This is a genomic window from Limnobaculum eriocheiris (assembly GCF_021010575.1).
Taxonomy (GTDB): domain Bacteria; phylum Pseudomonadota; class Gammaproteobacteria; order Enterobacterales; family Enterobacteriaceae; genus Limnobaculum; species Limnobaculum eriocheiris.
In genome coordinates, this window is sequence record NZ_JAJNAG010000037.1 from 1 (window position 1) to 19,502 (window position 19,502).

Sequence of the window (19,502 nt, forward strand, 5' to 3'; positions counted from 1 at the left end):
AATTAAGAGAAACCCTCAGCGAAAGCTGAGGGTTTTTTGCTTATGTGGACTATGAAATATTCAGAGACAGGCCCTACCGGCCGGGCACTGTAGTGATATGAGTACATAGCTGTTACGGCCGGAATATTCGCTAAAGCCGATTTGTCAGGCTCTCATCAGGAAAAACCATCTCAGCTGAAAGACTGAGGTTTTTTGCTTATGCGGACTATGAAATATTCAGAGACTGGCCCTACCGGCCGGGCACTGTGGTGATATAAGTACATAGCTGTTACGGCCGGAATATTCGCTAAAGCCAATTTGTCAGGTTCTCATCAGGAAAAACCATCTCAGCTGAAAGACTGAGGTTTTTTGCTTTATTCAGACTATAAATTTTTAGACTCTAATAATTAAGAAATCCCTTCAGTGAAAACTGAGAAGGTTTTCTTATACGCAGGTGTAAACCCGTTAGGTCATGTTTTTTAATCAATCCCCTAATTAAAATTTTTCATTTCAAGCATTCCATTTGAGTATAACAACTCTGGTTTTTATCTCTAAAACCCCATCTGTCTGTAATAAATAACTTTTTATTTCTATTCCAGTTCCCGTCTGGTGAATTTTATATAACCAAATATTTTTATCCTCTCGACATGATATTAAAAAGACGCTATCTTTAGCGGTATAGAAGTCTAAATGTATAAACGTATAAATGGATATTTGAGGATCAAGCAATGCCAATTCGTATACCTGATGAATTACCTGCCGTTAATGTTTTACGTGAGGAGAATGTCTTTGTGATGACGTCTACTCGCGCCAGCCATCAGGATATTCGTCCGCTTAAAATTCTTATCCTTAATCTGATGCCAAAGAAGATTGAAACTGAAAACCAGTTTCTGCGTCTGCTATCCAATTCCCCATTACAATTAGATATTCAACTGTTAAGAATTGACTGCCATGAGTCGAAAAATACGCCAACGGAGCACCTGAATAACTTTTACTGCAATTTTGAAGATATTCAGGATCAAAACTTTGATGGTCTGATCGTTACCGGTGCTCCACTTGGGCTGGTTGAGTTTAAAGATGTGGCCTATTGGGCTCAGATAGAGAAAATAACCAATTGGGCTAAAGCACATGTGACATCTACCCTCTTTGTTTGTTGGGCCGTGCAGGCAGCATTAAATATTCTTTATGGTATTCCTAAATTGACCATGAATGAGAAGCTGTCAGGCGTCTATTGGCATAATGTTGTTGCACCACTGGCGCCATTGGCCCGTGGTTTTGACGATCGTTTCCTGGCTCCGCATTCTCGTTATGCCAGTTTTCCGTCAGAAGTGATTCGTCAGCAGGTCGATCTGGAAATCTATGCCGAATCGGAGCAAGCCGGCGCTTACCTGTTTGCCAGTAGAGATCGTCGATTTGCCTTTGCTACTGGTCATCCGGAATATGATGCAGGAACCCTATCTGCTGAGTATTTTCGCGATCGTGATGCCGGACTGGAGCCTACGGTTCCGCAGAACTATTTCCCTGAAGATAACCCAGATCGGGCACCGGTGGCATCCTGGAGAAGCCATGGCTACCTGCTGTTTAATAACTGGTTGAATTATTTTGTCTATCAGAGAACACCATTCGATCTACGTCAGATGAATCCTACACTGGATTAGTTTTTTATAATCTGTGTATATCGGGCTAATTCATCCTATAACTATATGATTTAAAATTAATGCCGGTCATACTGGCATAGTGCTTTATTAATGAGATAAATGTGATGACCAAGACAGAACAACTACATCAGCAGCTTACTAAACGAATTCTGGTTCTGGACGGCGGAATGGGAACCATGATCCAAAGCTATAAGCTGGGTGAGGAGGACTATCGAGGCACGCGTTTTTCTGACTGGAAAAGCGACCTTAAAGGCAATAACGATCTGCTGGTATTGACTAAGCCAGAAGTGATTTCAGCTATTCATCACGCTTATCTTGACGCTGGCGCTGATATCCTTGAAACCAATACCTTCAATGCCACATCCATTGCGATGGCTGATTACCATATGGAATCGCTATCTGCGGAGATTAACTATGAGGGAGCCCGTTTAGCCAGACTATGTGCTGATGAATGGACGGCGAAAACTCCGGATAAACCACGTTATGTGGCTGGTATTTTAGGCCCAACCAACCGCACAGCTTCTATATCACCCAATGTAAACGATCCCGCTTTTCGTAATGTTACCTTTGACCAATTAGTTGAGGCCTACAGAGAATCGACCAGAGCGTTAATTCAGGGTGGTGTCGATATCATTATGATAGAGACGATTTTTGATACCCTGAATGCGAAAGCCGCCATTTTTGCAGTGGAAGATATCTTTGAAGAGTTAGGTGTTGAGCTGCCGGTCATGATATCCGGTACTATTACCGATGCTTCTGGTCGCACTTTATCCGGCCAGACCACTGAAGCTTTCTATAACTCATTACGCCATGTCAAACCACTCTCCTTTGGTCTTAACTGTGCACTGGGGCCGGATGAGTTACGCCAGTATGTTGCAGAGCTTTCGCGAATCTCTGAATATTTTGTTTCAGTTCACCCCAATGCGGGTTTGCCTAATGCATTTGGTGAGTATGATCTCGGGCCTGATGATATGGCGGTTCAGATTGAGGAGTGGGCTAAGTCAGGGTTTGTTAATATTGTCGGAGGATGTTGTGGAACGACGCCTGCCCACATTGCGGCCATCAGTAAGGTTCTTAAGGCTATACCGCCTCGTCCACTGCCAGATATTCCGATCGCTTGCCGTTTATCCGGTCTGGAACCGCTAGCGATTGATGCCAGTACCCTGTTTGTTAACGTGGGCGAACGTACTAACGTGACCGGCTCAGCCCGTTTTAAGCGGCTTATTAAAGAAGAAAAATATAACGAAGCACTAGAGGTTGCACTACAGCAGGTAGAGAGCGGCGCGCAGATCATTGATATCAACATGGACGAAGGCATGTTGGATGCTGAAGCGGCGATGGTGCGCTTCCTCAATTTGATTGCCGGTGAACCAGATATTGCCCGGGTTCCGATTATGATCGACTCCTCTAAGTGGGAGGTTATCGAGAAAGGCCTGAAGTGTATTCAGGGAAAAGGTATTGTTAACTCGATCTCCATGAAAGAGGGAGAAGACAAGTTTATTCAGCAGGCTCGTCTGGTGCACCGTTATGGTGCTGCCATGGTAGTGATGGCATTTGATGAGAATGGGCAGGCTGATACTCGTGCTCGTAAAATTGAGATATGTCGTCGTGCTTACCGCATCTTGACTGAAGTGGTTGGCTTTCCGCCAGAGGATATTATCTTTGACCCCAATATTTTTGCCGTCGCCACTGGTATTGAAGAACACAATAACTACGCGGTAGATTTTATTCAGGCCTGTGGCGACATTAAAGCTGAACTTCCTCATGCTTTGATCTCCGGCGGGGTTTCTAACGTTTCATTCTCATTTCGGGGTAACGACCCGGTTCGCGAAGCGATTCATGCCGAGTTTCTCTATCATGCCATCAAAAACGGCATGGATATGGGGATTGTGAATGCAGGACAACTGGCTATTTATGATGACTTACCCGCGGAGTTAAAAGAGGCGGTAGAAGATGTCATTCTCAACCGCCGTAATGATGGTACAGAACGCCTGCTGGCATTAGCAGAAAAATACCGTGGTAGCGCAGGGGATGCTGAAGCGGATAAGCAACAGGCGGAGTGGCGCGGTTGGCCGGTCACGAAACGGCTGGAATATGCTTTGGTTAAAGGTATCACCGAGTTTATTGAAATAGATACGGAAGAAGCGCGCCAGCAGGTTGATTTACCATTGGAGGTGATTGAAGGGCCGCTGATGGGGGGAATGAACATCGTTGGCGATCTGTTTGGTGAAGGCAAAATGTTTTTACCGCAGGTCGTAAAATCAGCCCGGGTAATGAAACAGGCCGTGGCGTATCTGGAACCCTATATTGAGGCCAGCAAACAGCAGGGATCGGCTGCCGGTAAAATCCTACTGGCAACGGTGAAAGGCGATGTTCACGACATCGGTAAGAACATTGTCGGTGTGGTATTGCAATGTAATAACTATGAGATTATCGATTTAGGCGTCATGGTTCCAACCGAGAAGATCTTAAAAACCGCCCGCGAAGAGAAAGTAGATATTATTGGTCTCTCCGGCCTGATTACCCCCTCGTTGGATGAGATGGTTAATGTGGCTAAAGAGATGGAACGTCAGGGCTTTTCTTTGCCGTTGTTGATTGGGGGAGCTACCACCTCGAAAGCCCATACGGCGGTTAAAATCGAGCAAAATTACAGTGGACCGACAGTCTATGTGCAAAATGCTTCCCGCAGCGTAGGAGTCTGTTCCGCTCTGCTTTCCAATATACAGCGGGATGGCTTTGTCGAGCGTACCCGCAAAGAGTATGAAACCGTTAGAATCCAGCATGCACGTAAAAAGCCAAGAACTGCGCCGGTCAGTTTACAGGCTGCCAGAGATAACGGCTGGGAGTGTGACTGGGATAATTACACGCCTCCGGTGGCTAAACATCTGGGGATTCGTCAGGTTGAGGCTTCGATTGAGACCTTAAGGAATTATATCGACTGGACGCCGTTCTTTATGACATGGTCGCTGGCGGGAAAATATCCACGAATTCTGGAGGATGAGGTCGTTGGAGAAGAGGCTAAACGCTTGTTTGCCGATGCTAATGAGCTATTGGACAAACTCTCTCAACATCGTTCGCTAATCCCAAAAGGTATTATGGGCATTTTTCCGGCCAATCGGGTGGGCGATGATGTTGAGATTTATGCTGATGAAACCCGCCAGCAAGTGATTAATGTCAGCCATCATCTCCGTCAGCAGACCGAGAAAACCGATTTTCCTAACTATTGTCTGGCCGATTTTGTTGCACCAAAGCAGAGTGGAAAAGCAGACTATCTGGGCGCATTTGCAGTAACCGGAGGCTTAGAGGAGGATGCCCTGGCCGATGCTTATGAAGCTGAACATGATGATTATAACAAGATCATGATTAAGGCTCTGGCAGATCGTTTAGCCGAAGGGTTTGCCGAATATTTGCATGAGCGAGTACGTAAAGAGATCTGGGGATATGCTGAGAGTGAAAACCTGACTAACGAAGAGTTAATCAGGGAGAATTATCAGGGCATTCGTCCTGCTCCTGGCTATGCAGCTTGTCCGGAACATACGGAAAAAGCAGCTATCTGGCAATTGTTGAATGTTGAAGAAGCCATCGGCATGAAGTTAACGGAGTCTTATGCTATGTGGCCTGGTGCTTCAGTGTCTGGTTGGTATTTCAGCCATCCGGAGAGTAAGTATTTTGCCGTTGCTCAGATTCAACGCGATCAGGTCGAGGACTATGCAGCTCGTAAAAATTTGAGTGTAACAGAGGTCGAACGTTGGCTGGCGCCAAACCTGGGATATGACGCCGACTAGGAGCTGCTTGCTTTAAGGAATATTTCAGTTTATATTTTAAACATTATATTATTTTATATAATGTTTCTTGATGAACTGAGATGCCCTATGAATCAAAATGATATCCTATCTGATATTTCTTTAATGAGAGCCGCAGCGGGTGACGTTGCGGCTCTTTTGCGTGCATTAGCAAATGAAGATCGCCTGTTAATACTCTGTCAACTCAGTCAGGGAGAACTCTCCGTTAGCGGGTTGGAACAATGTCTGGATATCCACCAACCAACCTTATCCCAGCAGCTAACCGTATTGAGGTCTGAAGAGCTAGTGAGCACTCGCAGAGAGGGGAAGCGAATTTTTTATTCCATCCGGGATAAGAGGGTACTAACGCTATTGGATACGTTATATCGGCTTTACTGTCCGGTTAGCGGGGAGAAAAAGTCATGAATATTGCCTGGGACGCATTCTCGCCGGTGACGGCTTTGGTCGGCGGTGTTTTGATTGGTGTTGCGGCAGCATTACTGATTGTCTTTAATGGAAGAATCGCCGGAATCAGTGGCATTCTGGCCAATGTGATTCGGGGGCAACGCGAAGGCCTTGGCTGGCGCAGCGCTTTTTTGCTGGGCATCATTGCCTCGTCACTGTTTTATACATTGCTACAGCCTATGCCTGATATCCGGATTGTAGCAGAGTGGCCTGCGCTGGTTGTTGCTGGTCTTCTGGTGGGTATCGGTACCCGTTATGGTTCCGGTTGTACCAGTGGTCATGGTGTTTGTGGATTGCCCCGACTCTCGTTTCGTTCTTTGATAGCGACCCTGACATTTATGGCTACTGGTGTGGTGACGGTTTTATTATTCAATCCATTACAGGGAGGCTGAGTGTCATGAAACTATTTTTTGCCTTTCTCAGCGGTTTGATTTTTGGTTTAGGGATAATTGTTTCCGGTATGGTTAATCCAGTGAAAGTTCTGTCATTTCTGGATATTACCCGCTATTGGGATCCTTCATTAGCACTGGTAATGGGAAGCGCTATTGTTGTTGGAGTATTGGCTTTTGGTTATATGAAACGCCGTAAGCAATCGGTTTTAGGCGTGAGCATCCAATGGCCTGATTCGCAAATTATCGATAAACGCCTGATTGGCGGTAGCGCCCTGTTTGGTATTGGCTGGGGAATTGCCGGTATTTGTCCCGGACCCGGGTTGGTATTGCTCGGCGCTGGTGTGGGAAAAGGGCTGATTTTTACTGCTGCTATGATCGCAGGTATGTTGATTTTTGACGTGTTGGAGAAAAGAAAAAGCGGTGCGGTATAAATAATAAAGGCCATATGGATAAGATATGGCCTTCTGTAATGTTATCTGCTGAAAGTATTAATACAGTCCTAACGTCTTCCACCAAATCAGGCCCAGACCCAGGAAAATTGCCTGATTGACGATACTGACCACAAAACCAACTCGCCACCAGGTTCCGGTAGGAACATACCCGGCGCCAAACAGAATTGGACCGCGGGCGTGGGAGTATTGTGTCAGAGAACAATACAGGCTACTGGTAAAGGCCAGCATCAGTGCCATAGGTAAGGCAGGAATATGCAGATTAATACCAACGCCAAGGAAAACTGCATATAACGCGGCGATTTGCGGATTTCCACTGGCGAAGAAGTAGTGCGTATAAAAATAAGCGGCGTTAAGCAGCAGCAGAATGAGAATCCAACTGCTATCTCCCATGGCGGCACCGATATGTTCACCAATCAGATTACCAAACCAGGTTGTAAAGCCCAGTTTCTTCAATTGGTTCGCCATCATTAACAGCGCGGCAAACCATATTAGGGTATCCCAGGCACCTTTTTCACTTTTCACATCTTCCCAGGTGAGAACCCCGGTTAATAGTAAGAATGAAAGACCAACAAAAGAAGCGGCCGTTGGGTCAACGCCCAGCTTATCGCCAAAAATCCACAAGACCAGCAACAGCCCAACGGTGGCGGTCATGATCCACTCACTGCGGCTCATTTTCCCCATTTTTTCCAGCTCGGTTCTGGCAAGAACAGGAGCATCCGGAGTGTGTTTGATTTCAGGTTTGGTCAGCCAGTAAACCAATAGCGGAACAATAATCAGTGAAGCCAGACAAGGGACGACTGCTGCGACAAACCAGCTTCCCTAGGTTAAATGAACGTCCGCATTAGCCGCCAGTTTGACTGCCAGTAGGTTGCCGGTATAGGCGGTCATAAACATGGCTGCGGTTACGTCATTAACGTTACCAATACAGGTAATCAGAAATGTACCGATTTTATTGCGTGATTGATCTTCAGGATTGGAGTTAAAGCTACGAGCCAATGAGTCCGCAATAGGGTAGATAACACCACCGCATCGTGCGGTATTGCTTGGCATTGCAGGAGAAAGGATCAGATCGGCAACCGCCAGCCCATAAGCCAGACCCAGCGTTCTTTTCCCCAACAGGCGGATCATTTGTAATGCGATACGCCTTCCCAGGCCGGTTTTAATAAAACCTCTGGCAATCATGAAAGCGACTACAATTAACCAGATTAACGAGCTGTTTAAATCACTAAGTGCCGCAGTAATTGATTCAACAGCGGTAGTCGCTCCTGATGCATAAGTTAGTGCATAAACAGTAATGCCTATCAGACCGACGGCACCGATTGGCAGAACTTTAGCCACTATACAGGCGATGGTTGCCACGAAAACAATGGCAGAGTGCTAGGCGGGTAGGCTCAGGCCTTCTGGTGGGGTAATTTGCCACAGAATAGCGGCACAGATAACAATAATGATCAACGGTAACCAATTGACCGGAGACGACGTTTTTTCCTTCACAAGCTATCCCTACTCTGTATCAGAGAAGTAAATGTCCAAACGCTGAAATTAAGATAATTAAAGGCACTATCAGAAAGATTGATGTATAAATAGAATACTATTTTATTTATTACTTCGCGTGATAATATATTATCAAATAATTCTGAATTAAATAGTTATTGTTATAGGCAATAAAAAAGAGAGGCCAGAACATCTCTTTTTTAGAAACAATAATTGATAATTATTTTTTATCGTTATCTTTAGTTGGTTTTCCTTGCCAGTATCCGGCCAGCAGTGAACCTGACAGGTTATGCCATACGGAGAACAATGCTCCCGGTAGCGCGGCAACGGCAGAGAAATATTGCGTACCTAATGTAGCTGCCAGACCAGAGTTCTGCATACCAACTTCAATGGCTAAGGTACGGCAGGTGGATTCATCAAATCCGCATAGCCTTCCACCCCAGTAGCCACCTAATAAACCAATGGCGTTATGTAACACTACGGCAATAGCCACCACAAAACCGACAGAAGCAATGTGGCTTTGGCTGTTAGCCACAACCGCACTAATAATCGCTAAAATACAGACCATCGACAGAGCGGGCAAAAATGGCTCTACGCGTTTAACAACATTAGTTAATGTATGGTGGATGATTAAACCCGCTCCGATAGGAATAACGACAATTTGCAGAATGGAGCGAAGCATGCCCGGCATGTCGACGTTAATCGAAGCATCCACATACAAATAGGTTAATAACGGAGTGGCAAAGACACCTACCAGCGTTGACACTGACGAAATGGTTACAGAAAGCGCCACATCCCCTCTGGCAAGATAAATCATGACATTTGATGCGGTTCCACTTGCCACACTACCAACCAGAATCATACCTGCCGCCAGATCGGCCGGCATACTGAAAGCTTTTGCCAGAATCCAGGCGGCCAGCGGCATAATCAAATAATGAAGTAAGGTACAGGCAATAACTGGCATAGGGCGAGTGAAGATTCGTTTGAAATCGCTGACTCTAAGTGTCACACCCATAGCAAACATAATCAGCATTAACAGATAGCTGATATAAGGGGCAATACCGGTAAATGTTGTCGGTGTACAGTAAGCGGTAACAGACAATAACAAAGCCCATACCGGAAACAGGCGAGTAATCCTGGCTAACATGAATGAATACTTCCTTTTTAATGAGAACATGCAATTGCTAAAGCAACATCAACAAGTTGATATTTTGCGTTTATAGCAAAGAGATGATAAAAAAAGTGAATAACGAATAAGAGGGCTGTCAGCAAAAGATAATGTGCAACCGGAGTTGCACATTATTGATGAAATGTACCATCACATCGCGTTATTCAAACAGGTTATGGTGTAGTGTTTTAACCACGTGTTCAGCATCATCTCCGGGGACCAGAAGACACAGGTTATGACTGCTTGCGCCGTAAGAGATCATGCGAATATTAAACGGCTCCAGCACGCCAAAGACTTCTTTTCCTACACCTCGGGCTTTAGCCAGTTCGTTACCAATCAACGCAACCAATGCCAGATTTTCTTCAACTTCCACTCGGCATAGCGCTGATAATTCAGTTAATAATGCGCTGGTGAGAAGGCTGGTGCCACAGGTGGATGAACCTGCCGTATCCAGCGTCAGGGCGATACTGACTTCTGATGTGGTAATTAAATCTACAGAGATATTATGGCTGGCCAGAATATTAAAAATTTCCGCCAGAAAACCACGGGCATGCAGCATATTGAGACTATGCAGCGTCAATAGTGTTTGATTGCGGCGCAGTGCTAACGCCCGGAACAATGGCGGCTGGTTGGTCTTGTTACATACCAGAGTACCACCGGCGCCAACATCTTTACTGGAACCGACAAACACCGGGATATCTCTACGTACCGCAGGGATCAGGGTCGCAGGGTGTAGAATTTTAGCGCCGAAGGTTGCCATTTCGGCGGCTTCTTCGAAACCAATTTCATCAATACGCTTGGCATTAGGAACAACCCGAGGGTCGGTGGTATAAATGCCGGGAACATCCGTCCAGATATCAACGCGCTTCGCATTTAACGCTTCACCCAACAGCGCGGCGGTATAGTCACTACCACCTCGCCCTAATGTGGTGGTTCGCCCACGGGATTCACTACCGATAAAGCCTTGGGTAATAACCAAAGCATTAGCTAAACGCGGTTGCAGGTGCTGCTCACTCAAAGCACAGAGCGCCTGAACGTCAGGTTCCGCTTTGCCAAAGCGATCGTTGGTTTTCATTACATTACGTACGTCAAACCATTCGGCATTAACATTTCTGCTTCTGAGCAGTTCAACAAACAGCAGAGTAGACATCAGCTCACCGTGGCTAACCAGCTCATCGGTTAACGCCGCAGAGGTCGCCAGGCTGGCGGCTTCGGAAAGCGTCGTGATATTATCCAGCATGCGGTCAATTTCTTCACGCACGACTTCAGTATCGGGCAGAGTGTTCAGAATTTGATATTGAATGTGGCGAATCTGCTCGATCTTTTCTGTACGAAGGTCCGGGTTGCAGCCTTCAGCTAAAGCTACCAGCAGATTAGTCACACCGGCTGATGCCGATAAGACCACCACTTTTACATCAGGATTTGATAACACAACATTGGCAGAATTGTTCATTGCAACGCTGTCAGCGACGCTGGTACCACCAAATTTAGCAACAACAATATTTGACATAACTCAATAATTCCTCGTGTCAGGTGGAGCTAATCAATAGCCCTTAAATTCATCAGCCTTGGCACAAAGGAAGCGCGGTAAACAGGGAGCAGACGTAGGAAGGAAACACTACGATACACCCAGAAGCGCCCCACCTTGCCAGAGTCTTCTGTGATTGTGCTGAAACTACCTGCACGATAATTCCACGTTAAAGACCCTTATTCCCGCAATATGTCTGCGGGTAACATTGGTGACAACCCAAGGGATTCAGCCCTTGTGGTCGACAGTTCTCTTGTCCGGTTTGAGTTCTGCCTCGGCGTCGTATCCCCTGGAGTGTTTTCGCTGGATTCCGGATCCTCAAACACTTTACCTGAACGACGCGCCTCTTCTGGCTTGTGTACGGGATACACAAGTAGGCTTTAAGAAATAGCGGGTTATGGAGCCAGTGTCAATGATGTTTATGTGTTTGTTTTTTATTTCTTTAACAGAAGAGCCGAGGTTTGCGTGGTTTTATATTTATACTGAAGGGGAATTGGTTATGAGCACCTGATTTTTCGATATTAGACGCTAAGTTTTAGCCTGTTTCTATAATAATTATTTTTTAACCAATAAATGAACCTGATGACCAATCGTGGTGAAAGTGAGCCAATAATCCGTGTGTTATCGGCTCATCAAAGCTGTTCGTATCTGACGATTATTTTTCAACAACGGTAAAACGTTGGCGAATATGTTTAGCTTGTTCGATTTCATCCAGTACGGCAATAGCGTAATCGGCATAGCTGATAGTGCTTTCACCCGCGCTGTTAACCATTAAGCGATCGCTACCGATATTGTAGCTGCCGGTACGTTTACCATCGGCAACAAACATGGCTGATGGGCTGATATAGGTCCAGTTGATATCGTTTGCTTTCTTCAACTGAAGAAAGGCTTCACCCATATTGCTGGCCGTTGCTCTGTAAAGATCGGGAAAGTCAGGAGAATCAATAAGGCGCTGTGTTAGTTGCTCATCAAGATATAGGCTGCTGGCACCGCCAACTACTAACAGTCGGGTATGCGGGTTGTCAGAGAGAATTTTTCTCAGATGAATCAGTGAGCTTTGGTGTAGATCTTCATGGCCTGCTGAAGCATTGAAGGCATCGACGACTGCATCAAAAGGTTTTAAATCGGCAGCTGTCAGATCAAAAATATCTTTTTCCAGTACCGTGACCGTTTTATCGCTGATTTTGCCTGCATTACGCACAATAGCAGTAACCTGATGTTTTCTGTTCAGGGCTTCCGCCATGATTTTTTGTCCGGCTTTGCCGCTGGCGCCAATAATTGCAATTTTCATTATTTTTTCTCCTGTATGAAATAGGGTTTAGAACATGCCGTTGTTGTTGGCTGATGTTGCCGGGATTGGTTGTATAACATCCCAGTGTTCAATGATTTTTCCATCTTTCAGTTTAAAGATATCGATGATGGCCAGCCCGGTATCATCAGGAGACTGGGTGCTTTTAACGTGTAATATCACATAGTCACCATCGGCAAAAACTTTTTTGATTTCATTATGCTTTTGGGGAAGTTCCTTCTTCAGATAAGCAATATAATTCTTCAGCCCTTCAATACCGTCTTGCGCCAGAGGGTTATGTTGGACATAGTCAGGCCCAAGATATTTCACTGCGGCTTCAGCATCTTTCTTATTAATTGCCTGTTGATAAAACTCAATGACCGTTTGTTTGTTCGTTTGCTGACTCTCGGTTTTTGCATGGCTAGTAAACGGCAGGGCCAGTAACAGCAGACTAAGCAGAAGTTTTGTTCTCATTTACGATTGGGCTCCGGGGTATTGTCCATAATTATTGGGCTGATGATTCAATGTGTCGAATCACACAGGGAAAAACTTTAATCCCTTTCTATTGTTTTAAAAATAGAGTATTTAATAACAGACTGTTGCAAAAATTGAGCGAATATATGGATCGATTGACCGCTATGCAGGTGTTTGTTGAATCAGTGGACCGCGGAAGCCTGACGGCCGCGGCTGAACGATTGGGGCTATCCCGGGCAAAGGCCTCCCGTTATCTGGCAGAGCTGGAACGCTGGTTGGGGATTCGGGTACTGCATCGTTCAACCCGTAGCCTGAGTTTGACATCGGCCGGAGAGCTGGCACTTATTGATTGCCGCCAGATGCTGCAAATTCAGGAAAAAATGTTAGCGGCGCGTCACGATCGCTCTTCTGTTCCTAAAGGATCGTTACGTATTACCTGTAGTCAGTCTTTTAGTCAGTCCTATCTGGCTAACCTGATTGCCGAATACTCTTTACGTTATCCTCAGGTGAACATTGATATTCAACTGTTGGATCGCGCGGTAAATCTGGTTGATGAGCGTATTGATTTAGCTATTCGTATCACCAATACGCTGGAACAAGGGATAATTGCGCGCCCATTGGGAATTTGCCATTCCGTCACCTGTGCTTCACCACAGTATCTGGACAAAATAGGTCGTCCACAGAAACCTGAAGATTTATCCCATCACGTTTGCCTGACCCATGCTAAATTTGGTGCCCATACCTGGACTTATCGATCGGTAGAAGAGTATGGTGAACTGATAAAAATTCCGATAAAAGGGCGCATCAGTGCTAATGAGGTTTTGGCACTAAAAGATGCAGCTATAGCCGGGGTGGGTGTTACGCTGTTACCCGCTTATTTAGTCAGAAATGAGCTGACCAACGGGCAGCTTGAAGCTATTCTGACCGGATATGAAGTAGAGCCAATGACGATTTATGCTATCTATACTTCGCGCAATCATATGTCAGCGGCGCTGCGCGCATTGTTAACCTTTCTGGATGAACGGTTCAAGTCAGACAATTTTTGGAAATAATAGCCGATAGTAATAATAGGTATACGATCCGTATTTATGCCTATAATTTAGAGAGTAAATATTTTGCTGAATCCTGTCAGCTATGATAATAAAAGTGTCTGATTGGCAATGCGTAATAATTGTCTTAGTCACATTAGTTTAATCGCAGGCTGGTAGGGTAGAAACAACCTAATCTTTGTCTTGATTTCATGTATAAGGGTCCAATGATGAAAAGTATTAATCCGACGGAAACGGTAGCGTGGCAGGCACTTGAAAAGCATTTTGATGAGATGAAAAAGGTCACTATTGGTGCTCTGTTTGCTCAGGACAAGCAACGTTTTGAACACTTTTCAGCGACATTTGATAATCAGATGTTGGTGGATTACTCCAAAAACCGTATCACCGATAAGACATTAGAACTTTTACGTAATCTGGCAAAAGAGTCCGATCTTTCCGGCGCGATAAAATCTATGTTCAGCGGTGAGAAAATTAACCGTACAGAAGATCGTGCAGTACTGCATGTTGCACTACGCAATCGTTCAAATACACCGATTTTGGTTGATGGCAAAGATGTGATGCCAGAGGTGAATGCAGTATTGGCAAAAATGAAATCTTTCTGTGCGCGTATTATCAGCGGTGAATGGAAGGGTTTTACCGGTAAGGCTATTACCGATGTGGTGAACATTGGTATTGGTGGTTCAGATTTAGGACCTTATATGGTGACAGAGGCGCTTCGTCCTTATAAAAATCACCTGAATATGCATTTTGTCTCCAACGTTGATGCTACCCATATTGCGGAAACTATTAAAACGTTAAACCCTGAAACGACGCTGTTTCTAATCGCGTCTAAAACGTTTACGACTCAGGAGACGATGACTAACGCCCACACGGCTCGTGACTGGTTTCTGAACGTTGGAAAACCGGCTGATGTGGCTAAACACTTTGCAGCACTCTCTACTAATGCTAAAGCGGTGGCTGAATTTGGTATTGATACTGCCAATATGTTTGAGTTCTGGGATTGGGTAGGTGGGCGCTATTCGCTGTGGTCTGCTATCGGTCTGTCAATTGCACTCTCCGTTGGCTTTGATAATTTTGAAAAATTACTCAGTGGCGCACATGCGATGGACCGCCACTTTGCCGATATGCCAGTGGAGAAAAATCTGCCGGTAACATTGGCGCTGATTGGTCTGTGGTATAACAATTTCTACGGTGCCGAGACGGAGGCTATTCTGCCTTACGATCAGTATATGCATCGCTTTGCGGCCTATTTCCAACAGGGGAATATGGAGTCTAATGGTAAATATGTTGACCGTAACGGCAACGCAGTTAGCTATCAAACCGGCCCTATTATTTGGGGAGAGCCGGGTACCAATGGGCAGCATGCTTTCTATCAACTGATTCATCAGGGAACCAAGCTGATTCCATGTGATTTCATTGCACCAGCCCATAGCCATAATCCATTAGGCGATCATCATTCCAAACTTCTTTCTAACTTTTTTGCCCAGACAGAGGCGCTGGCTTTTGGCAAAGGTGCAGAAGAAGTACGGGCTGAGTTTATTAAAGCGGGCCAGAAACCAGAAGATTTTGAACAGATTGTTCCTTTCAAAGTGTTTGAAGGCAATCGCCCAACCAACTCCATTTTGCTAAAAGAGATTACACCATATAGTCTGGGGGCGCTGATCGCTCTGTATGAGCATAAGATCTTCACCCAGGGCGTCATCATGAATATCTTCAGCTTCGATCAGTGGGGGGTTGAGTTAGGCAAACAGCTTGCGAACCGTATTCTGCCAGAATTGGCCGGAAGTGAGGCGGTGTCCAGCCATGACTCTTCCACCAATGGGTTAATTAATACCTTTAAGCACTGGCGTTAATTCATCCGGGATAAATGGGCGGGGGGAGTCTCCCGCCCAATCGCTAAAACAGGAGAGAACCATGCTGGAAAATATTAAACGTGCAACACTGGTGGCACGCATACTGCAAACGGTTCTGAATTTTGGCCTGCTATTGCTGGCGATAATCCTGATAGTGTTTCTTGGTAAAGAGACCTATGCCCTGATTCAGGTGCTATTTGTTAATTCTGCCCAATCATCCAGCTACTTACTGATTGAAGGCATTGTTATCTATTTTCTCTATTTTGAGTTTATTGCCTTAATTATTAAATATTTTCAGTCGGGCTATCATTTCCCTCTCCGTTACTTTATCTACATTGGTATTACGGCCATCATTCGTTTAATTATTGTGGACCATAAAGATCCGATGGATACCTTTATCTATTCCGGTGCAATTTTGGTTTTGGTTGTCGCACTCTATTTGGCCAATACCGATCGACTAAAGCGTGAGTAGAAATTGGTCAATTTTATTGACGTAATGTTAAAAAATAGTTCCATGAAAGGAACCTTCACTGTTTGCAGAGGGCAATTTTACGTTACAATGACCCCCGGTTTTTATGGCCTTTTAGTGACCATGCCTTACTATTCCAGGGTGTTACGATGATGAGTGAAGCGCTATTGATACCAAACTGGAAAACACGAGACTGGTATTCGGCGCAAAACGATTCGTTAAGTAAACCTGTTGCTGAGTGGTTACTGGAAGAGAATTCCATGACCAGCCGCTGTGAACGTTATTGCCGCAAAGTGACGGTTCAGCCCCTGTTTGAAGGCTATGTTTCTGCCTCTGCGCTTGGTAAAGAACAGCAAGAGTTACCCGCGGACAAACGCTACTGGGTGCGTGAAGTCTTTCTGTTTGGTGATACTATTCCATGGATATGGGCGCGTACCGTTGTTCCGGAAAAGACACTCAGTGGTCCTGAGCAACGGCTGATTGAACTGGGAGATACTCCTCTGGGGCGTTACCTGTTTAGTCAGTCCACCCTGGAACGGGATTATATTCAGGTATCTTTACACGATAGTTTATGGGGGCGGCGTTCCCGCTTGCGTCTGTCGGGTAAACCTCTGTTACTGACGGAAATTTTTTTACCGTCATCACCGTTATATTAATTGGGGGAAAATGTGACTGAAGGCAAATGGCTGGCTTACTGCCGTTTGATGCGTATCAATAAACCCATCGGGGCCCTGTTGTTACTCTGGCCTACGCTTTGGGCGCTCTGGCTTGCAGGGAAGGAAACGCCGAACGTTTATATTCTGATTATATTTATCATCGGTGTATTTCTGATGCGTGCCGCTGGATGCGTGATTAATGATTTCGCCGATCGTCATTTTGACGGGCATGTTGAACGTACCCGTAACCGCCCACTGCCAAGTGGTACCGTGACGGAGAAAGAGAGTAAGGTGCTGTTTTTATCGCTGGTGACCATCTCTTTCTTATTAGTTCTGATGTTGAACCGGTTGACGATTTTACTTTCGGTTGCTGCGGTGATCCTTGCATGGATCTATCCCTTTATGAAACGGTTTACCCATTTACCTCAGGTTATATTGGGTATGGCGTTTGGCTGGTCAATACCGATGGCCTATGCTGCTGTTAGTGATGCATTGCCCCTGAGCTGTTGGCTGCTATTACTGGCGAATATATTCTGGACTGTAGCCTATGATACTCAATATGCCATGGTCGATCGTAACGATGATTTAAAGATTGGTATTAAATCAACCGCAATTCTTTTTGGTCGCCATGACAAACTGATTATTGGCCTGCTGCAATTAGGTACCGTACTAATATTATGCTGGATAGGTTATTTAAATAATTTAACCCAACATTTTTACTGGTCTCTGTTATTAGCCAGTGCGCTGTTTGTTTATCAACAGAACCTTATTTCTCTACGTGAGAGAGACAAATGTTTTCAGGCGTTTATGAATAACAATTATGTTGGTTTTGTGATTTTTCTCGGGCTGTTGATAAGTACTTAATTACCTTAATTGGTAAAAAATTGATTTATGATATGTACCTGAATATTAAACGCTGTTAGCATGCGGTCCTGTATTAACAGTGGGTTCAGGGATGAACAGTCGTAATGTAAGACAGCATTTTATTCTATTCCCTTCTCATATACCCCGTTAGCAACTAAAGAAAATGTCGTTTTTTATTTTATTTTGCTATTTATGGCGAGCTGCCGCAAGCAAGTTGATTTTTTATTTTGATTTGTTGTTTTTGTTTATTTATCTGGCAGGGCGCCTATAGCCTAAAAATAACAGTTATCAGACGAGTTGTTTTAAAGTATCAACTCATCGTAACAGTGGTATAAAACATAAAATGGAAGAGGTTACTGATGTTAAATTTGAGAACGCCAAAGCGCATCGTTATTCTCGGTGGTGGAACAGCAGGATGGTTTGCCGCGCTGACATTACGTCGTATTTTTAGTGCTAATGTGGAAGTTCGGGTTATTGAATCCAGTCAGATTGGTATTGTTGGTGTAGGTGAAGGCGGACTGCTGAATATTTATGATGCCTTGCAACGTAACCAAATCGATATAAAAGAGTTTATGGCAGAAACCGATGCGACATTTAAATGGGGTTTCAGCTATGAAGGTTGGCGCACCGGTAAAGCCGATGACAAATTCTACCATCTGTTTACCTCTGCGCGTGGCGAAGGTACACAGTGGGTTGAAGGCGGTTTCCTGCCATATTATTCTGCATTAATTAATCAGGGCGTACCGCTGGAATCATGGATTCGTGGTTTCCAACTGATTAAAAATAATGCATCAATGGAAGAAGCGATTAAGGCAGTAGACGAAGATCGTACCGACCTGGTGACCTCTTTCCACTTCGACAGCTACAAAATTGCTAAATACATGAAGAAAGTGGCGCTGTCTCGTGGTGTGGTTCATGAAGATGTGCTGGTGAAAGACTTCGTTCGTAATGAAGAAGGGCTGGTTACTAAGCTAATCACCGAGAAAGGTGAAGTTGAGCTAGACTTCCTGATCGACTCCAGTGGTCTGACCCGTCAGGTCATGGCGAAAATGCCAGGAGCGCGTTGGCAGACCTTTAAAGACTATCTGTTGATGGATAGCGCTATTCCGTTCTATATGCCTCACCCAAATAAAAATCCAATGTTGATTACTCGTGCTATCACCATGGATGCTGGCTGGATGTGGCAGATTCCTCTGTCTACTCGCGTTGGTGCGGGCTATGTATTCAGCAGCAAACATAAGAGCGAAGCCGATGCGATTGATGAGATTCAGAAGTATCTCGGATTTGAAATTGAGCCTCATAAAACGATTCGCTTTGATCCGGGTTGCTATGAGCAAGTGTGGATTAAGAACGTTATGTCTCTGGGCCTCTCTTCTGGCTTCGTGGAACCGCTGGAAGCCACTTCAATTGGCCAGATGATCGAGCAGCTACGCAATTTCGAGCGTGTGCTGGTATCAAGTCAGGGCATTATTTCTGAAAACAGTATCCGTGAATATAACGAAGCTAACCTGGCCTCATGGCACGGTATTCGCGATTTCCTGCGTATGCACTATGACTGTACCCGTAACGATACTCCATTGTGGCAAGAAGTGAATAAATCACCAATGACAGAGCGTTATGCTGAATTCAGAAGGTGTATTCAGGAACGTACACCTCACCTGATCGATGTAGAAAACTATGCGATGAATGGTTGGGGCGGCATCTTCCACCCGGTTAACTGGATGTCGGTTGCTGTTCCTTTAGGTTTGGTTCCGGTGAGTGCAGCAGGTATGGACTTACTGTGGTTATCTAAAGATAAGCAACAGAAAGCGCTGGATTTTGTTAATCGGGTTAAAGAGAAGGGCTGGTAATTCGGCCTTATCGATAATGCATAAAAGCCTGCTAATTAGCAGGCTTTTTTATGGTTTGAGTTTAGACGGTTAAGCTAACGTTAG

General features: G+C 45.0%; 15 protein-coding genes, 1 pseudogene and 1 riboswitch. Of the genes and pseudogenes, 11 read left to right on the plus strand and 5 right to left on the minus strand.

The features are described 5' to 3' along the window. Positions 1-707 precede the first annotated feature (707 nt). From metA to LPW36_RS13575, 5 genes are all read left to right on the plus strand, one after another. Positions 708-1,637 (plus strand): homoserine O-acetyltransferase MetA, encoded by a 930-nt coding sequence (gene metA / locus LPW36_RS13555; protein ID WP_230610462.1) that lies wholly within the window; start codon positions 708-710, stop codon positions 1,635-1,637. A 104-nt stretch (positions 1,638-1,741) separates the two neighbouring features. After that, positions 1,742-5,422 (plus strand): methionine synthase, encoded by a 3,681-nt coding sequence (metH, locus tag LPW36_RS13560; protein ID WP_230610464.1) that lies wholly within the window; start codon positions 1,742-1,744, stop codon positions 5,420-5,422. A 123-nt stretch (positions 5,423-5,545) separates the two neighbouring features. After that, positions 5,546-5,845, plus strand: coding sequence for a metalloregulator ArsR/SmtB family transcription factor (locus LPW36_RS13565; RefSeq protein ID WP_420844789.1), 300 nt, complete (start codon positions 5,546-5,548; stop codon positions 5,843-5,845). Further along, entirely contained in the window at positions 5,842-6,276 is a 435-nt protein-coding gene (locus LPW36_RS13570) for a YeeE/YedE family protein (RefSeq protein ID WP_230610468.1), read from the plus strand. Before LPW36_RS13565 ends, LPW36_RS13570 begins: the two co-directional genes overlap by 4 nt. Before the next feature lie 5 nt (positions 6,277-6,281). Next, complete coding sequence (locus LPW36_RS13575) at positions 6,282-6,707, plus strand: DUF6691 family protein (RefSeq protein ID WP_230610470.1); 426 nt, start codon at positions 6,282-6,284, stop codon at positions 6,705-6,707. Between the two features lie 57 nt (positions 6,708-6,764). On the opposite strand, the pseudogene LPW36_RS13580 reads toward LPW36_RS13575, so the two are convergent. The 5 genes and pseudogenes from LPW36_RS13580 to LPW36_RS13600 all read right to left on the minus strand — a co-directional run bounded on the left by LPW36_RS13580 (position 6,765) and on the right by LPW36_RS13600 (position 12,677). Beyond that, positions 6,765-8,219: pseudogene (locus tag LPW36_RS13580) on the minus strand (DASS family sodium-coupled anion symporter). A gap of 220 nt (positions 8,220-8,439) precedes the next feature. Next, complete coding sequence (panS, locus tag LPW36_RS13585) at positions 8,440-9,366, minus strand: ketopantoate/pantoate/pantothenate transporter PanS (protein WP_230610471.1); 927 nt, start codon at positions 9,364-9,366, stop codon at positions 8,440-8,442. 181 nt (positions 9,367-9,547) lie between these two features. Continuing rightward, positions 9,548-10,897 carry a lysine-sensitive aspartokinase 3 gene (lysC, locus tag LPW36_RS13590; RefSeq protein WP_230610472.1) on the minus strand — a complete coding sequence of 450 codons (1,350 nt, stop codon included), beginning with the start codon at positions 10,895-10,897 and terminating at the stop codon, positions 9,548-9,550. Between the two features lie 115 nt (positions 10,898-11,012). Beyond that, positions 11,013-11,272, minus strand: a riboswitch (Lysine riboswitch). Positions 11,273-11,570: 298 nt separating this feature from the next. Then, positions 11,571-12,206 (minus strand): NAD(P)-dependent oxidoreductase, encoded by a 636-nt coding sequence (locus LPW36_RS13595; protein WP_230610474.1) that lies wholly within the window; start codon positions 12,204-12,206, stop codon positions 11,571-11,573. 27 nt (positions 12,207-12,233) lie between these two features. Continuing rightward, positions 12,234-12,677 carry a nuclear transport factor 2 family protein gene (locus LPW36_RS13600; RefSeq protein WP_230610476.1) on the minus strand — a complete coding sequence of 148 codons (444 nt, stop codon included), beginning with the start codon at positions 12,675-12,677 and terminating at the stop codon, positions 12,234-12,236. A gap of 146 nt (positions 12,678-12,823) precedes the next feature. Between LPW36_RS13600 and LPW36_RS13605 the strand changes: the two genes are divergently transcribed. The 6 genes from LPW36_RS13605 to LPW36_RS13630 all read left to right on the plus strand — a co-directional run bounded on the left by LPW36_RS13605 (position 12,824) and on the right by LPW36_RS13630 (position 19,418). Beyond that, the gene (locus LPW36_RS13605; RefSeq protein ID WP_230610478.1) at positions 12,824-13,729 is read left to right on the plus strand and encodes a LysR family transcriptional regulator; all 906 of its coding nucleotides are present in this window, start codon (positions 12,824-12,826) and stop codon (positions 13,727-13,729) included. Positions 13,730-13,935: 206 nt separating this feature from the next. Then, complete coding sequence (gene pgi, locus LPW36_RS13610; RefSeq protein ID WP_230610511.1) at positions 13,936-15,579, plus strand: glucose-6-phosphate isomerase; 1,644 nt, start codon at positions 13,936-13,938, stop codon at positions 15,577-15,579. Positions 15,580-15,640: 61 nt separating this feature from the next. Next, positions 15,641-16,051, plus strand: coding sequence for a phosphate-starvation-inducible protein PsiE (psiE, locus tag LPW36_RS13615; protein WP_230610480.1), 411 nt, complete (start codon positions 15,641-15,643; stop codon positions 16,049-16,051). A gap of 146 nt (positions 16,052-16,197) precedes the next feature. Next, positions 16,198-16,704, plus strand: coding sequence for a chorismate lyase (gene ubiC / locus LPW36_RS13620; protein WP_230610482.1), 507 nt, complete (start codon positions 16,198-16,200; stop codon positions 16,702-16,704). A gap of 12 nt (positions 16,705-16,716) precedes the next feature. Beyond that, complete coding sequence (ubiA, locus tag LPW36_RS13625; protein ID WP_420844788.1) at positions 16,717-17,568, plus strand: 4-hydroxybenzoate octaprenyltransferase; 852 nt, start codon at positions 16,717-16,719, stop codon at positions 17,566-17,568. A 359-nt stretch (positions 17,569-17,927) separates the two neighbouring features. Next, positions 17,928-19,418, plus strand: coding sequence for a tryptophan 7-halogenase (locus LPW36_RS13630; RefSeq protein WP_230610484.1), 1,491 nt, complete (start codon positions 17,928-17,930; stop codon positions 19,416-19,418). The last annotated feature ends 84 nt before the right edge of the window (positions 19,419-19,502 follow it).